Here is a 2,827-nt window from a genome sequence, read left to right on the forward strand (position 1 = left end):
CCGCCCCGCCATCAGGGGGCGCGATCCTTCGACCGCGTCCCGCACCCATTCAGCTCCGGCGCGGGTCTTGCCCGCGCCACGACCACCCAGGATCACCCAGGTCCGCCAATCCCCAGCGGGCGGCAATTGATGATCCAGCGCCCAGAAATCGAACAGATAAGGCAGCGCCTGCAACTCGTTCTCACTCAGCTCGCTCAGGAACGCCTCACGCACCGTCCGCGGTGCGGATGCGATCGAGACGGCCCCGGATCGAAGCGCGTGCCGCGTCGAAATCGATTCCCCCGCCGCTGTTCTGCTGTCGTATGGCATCGCTTGCCTTCCCTTCTTCCACGACGACGGATTGGACGGCTTTGCCCAATTCGCGTTGGATTTGCGACAGGTCAGCCGCCTTGATTTCCTCGTCGGTCAGACCGTTGAATTCGATCACCTTGCGCTCCGCCGCCCGGCGAAGGGCCTCCATGCTCTCAAGCGCCGCCTCAAGCCGCTCGATCGTCGTCCGAGGGGTGTCCAGCCCCTCGTGTCCCATCGTATTCTCTTCCATGCATCAAGCTCCGTGCAGGTTTCTAAGCCTGGTCCGCACGTCGAAAATCAGGTTGGACCCGCCGGGTTGCCCCGATCCGTCCTGCCCATTTCTTCCAGCTTGCCCTAAAGATGTTTTTGAGCGTTCGGTCGGTCAACAGCCTTTCGGCGGGATCCGCGATCTTTCTCGCATCTAATTGTTTTAATTATATATAACACCCAAACCAAAAAGGGCCGCCCCTCCGGACGGCCCCTCGCATCTACCAAATCCCACGCGTCAGTCGGTCGACGTCGCGTCCCGCGCCGCCTCGATCGCGCGCCAGGCGGCGACGTTCGCGTTGTGCTGCGCCAGCGTCTCGGCAAACGCATGTCCCCCCGACCCGTCGGCCACGAAGAAGATGAACTCTGTCTCTTCGGGGTTTAGCGCCGCGCGGATCGACGCGGCGCCTGGGTTGGCGATCGGCGTCGGCGGCAGACCTTCGATGACATACGTGTTGTACGGGGTTGCCGCACGCAACTCACTCGCCCGAATACCGCGTCCCAGCGGGCCGCCTTCCCCGTTCGTGATGCCATAGATCACCGTCGGGTCCGTCTGCAGTCGCATGCCTTGTTCCAGCCGGTTGACGAACACGCCCGCCACCGTCCGCCGTTCCTCGGGAACGCCCGTTTCCTTCTCCACGATGGACGCCAACGTCAGCGCCTCCTCCGGTGTTTCGATCGGCAGGCCCGGCACACGACTGGCCCAGGCATCGGCCAGAATACCTTCCTGCGCCGATCGCATCCGGTCGATCAGCGTCTCAATATCCGACCCACGCGCCACGTCATAGGTGTCGGGGGCCAAGCTGCCCTCGGGCGGCACCGGCAAATCGTCGCCCCCTTCCAGGAAATCGACCGCCTTCAACGCCTCGACCACATCCCAAGACGTCAGCCCCGGGGCCACCGACACGCGCCACGTGATGGGCACGCCCCGCTCGATCAGGGCCGTGTATTCCTCGGGCACCTCATCCACGCCGGGCTCATACGTGGCGATCTCGATCGCCTCTTCCTGGCCGGGAATGCGCTCGCGCACGCGCACCTCCGGCCCGCGCTGCCGCACCAGATAGGTGACGCTATAGGGGAAGACCGACGGCCCCCCCGCAGTCACGATATCCAGAACCTCCGGCATCGTGGCCCCAGCCGGAATTTCATAGGTCCCGAACTTCAGGTCGCCGCCGCGCTCGGCGTAATTCGTGCCGATACGGAAGATGCTGCCCGACGACACGATCCCCGCCTCCACCAGATCCTCCGTCACCACTCGCATCGACGCCCCGCGTGGCACTTCGAAGAACGTCGCCTCCGTCAGCGGTCCCGGCTCGGCCCACCTCGACTTGCCGATCTGGATGATCGCCGCAAGACAGGCAATTACGACCACTCCAAGGGTCAGGGCGTTGGCTGCAATATGCTTCCACATCAGATGGTTCGACCTCGAAGTTAAACCTTGCGCATCACAAGCGACGCGTTTGTGCCACCGAACCCGAAAGAGTTCGACAAAACCACGTCGATCTTGCGTTTCTCGGCCACTTTCGGCGCAAGCGACATCTTCGTGTCGGGCGGTGCATCCAGGTTCAACGTCGGGGGCGCGACCTGATCGCGCAAGGCCAGAATGCAGAAAATCGCCTCGACCGCGCCGGCGGCGCCCAGCAAATGCCCGATGGCCGACTTCGTCGACGACATCGTCGCGCCCGATGCGGCATCCCCCATCATACGCTCCACCGCGCCCAGCTCGATCGTGTCGGCCATGGTCGAGGTGCCGTGCGCGTTGATGTAATCGACGTCCGCCGGTGAAATCCCGGCGTTCTTCAGCGCCGCGCGCATCGACCGTTCGGCCCCGTTGCCATCCTCGGACGGCGCGGTGATGTGATACGCATCGCCCGACAGACCGTACCCGGTCACTTCCGCATAGATCTTCGCGCCGCGCGCCTTGGCATGCTCGTACTCCTCCAACACGACCACGCCCGCGCCTTCGCCCATGACGAACCCGTCGCGGTCGTCCGAATACGGGCGCGACGCCTTCGTCGGGTCGTCACTCCACTTGGTCGACAGGGCCTTGCAGGCGTTGAACCCGGCGATCCCGATCTCGGAAATCGGACTTTCGGCCCCGCCCGCTACCATCACGTCGGCGTCGCCCAGCGCGATCAGGCGCGATGCGTCGCCGATGGCATGGGCCCCGGTCGAACAGGCGGTGACGACCGCATGGTTCGGCCCCTTGAAACCGTACCGGATGCTGACCTGACCCGACACCAGGTTGATCAGGGCGGAGGGAATGAAG

The 2,827-nt window shown here is 64.3% G+C and carries 3 protein-coding genes and 1 pseudogene; all 4 read right to left on the minus strand.

Features of this window, described 5'->3' with window-relative positions:
• A pseudogene (locus tag JDO7802_RS18590) lies at positions 1–309 on the minus strand (ATP-binding protein); the annotation flags it as partial.
• Positions 206–541: a hypothetical protein gene (locus JDO7802_RS14610; RefSeq protein WP_055086682.1), complete on the minus strand. Its 336-nt coding sequence runs from the start codon at positions 539–541 to the stop codon at positions 206–208. The gene JDO7802_RS14610 and the pseudogene JDO7802_RS18590, both read right to left, overlap by 104 nt.
• Before the next feature lie 255 nt (positions 542–796).
• Positions 797–1,969 (minus strand): endolytic transglycosylase MltG, encoded by a 1,173-nt coding sequence (gene mltG, locus JDO7802_RS14615; protein ID WP_055086683.1) that lies wholly within the window; start codon positions 1,967–1,969, stop codon positions 797–799.
• A gap of 20 nt (positions 1,970–1,989) precedes the next feature.
• A partial coding sequence (locus JDO7802_RS14620) for a beta-ketoacyl-ACP synthase II (protein ID WP_055086684.1) occupies positions 1,990–2,827 on the minus strand: 838 nt, incomplete at its 5' end.

It is taken from the genome of Jannaschia donghaensis (assembly GCF_001403795.1).
Classification (GTDB): Bacteria; Pseudomonadota; Alphaproteobacteria; order Rhodobacterales; family Rhodobacteraceae; genus Jannaschia; species Jannaschia donghaensis.

What these genes read in the sequence shown, in the direction of transcription:
- JDO7802_RS14610 (WP_055086682.1), bottom strand. Translation starts at nt 541, where the DNA reads ATGGAAGAGAATACGATGGGACACGAGGGGCTGGACACCCCTCGGACG.
- mltG (WP_055086683.1), bottom strand. Translation starts at nt 1,969, where the DNA reads ATGTGGAAGCATATTGCAGCCAACGCCCTGACCCTTGGAGTGGTCGTA.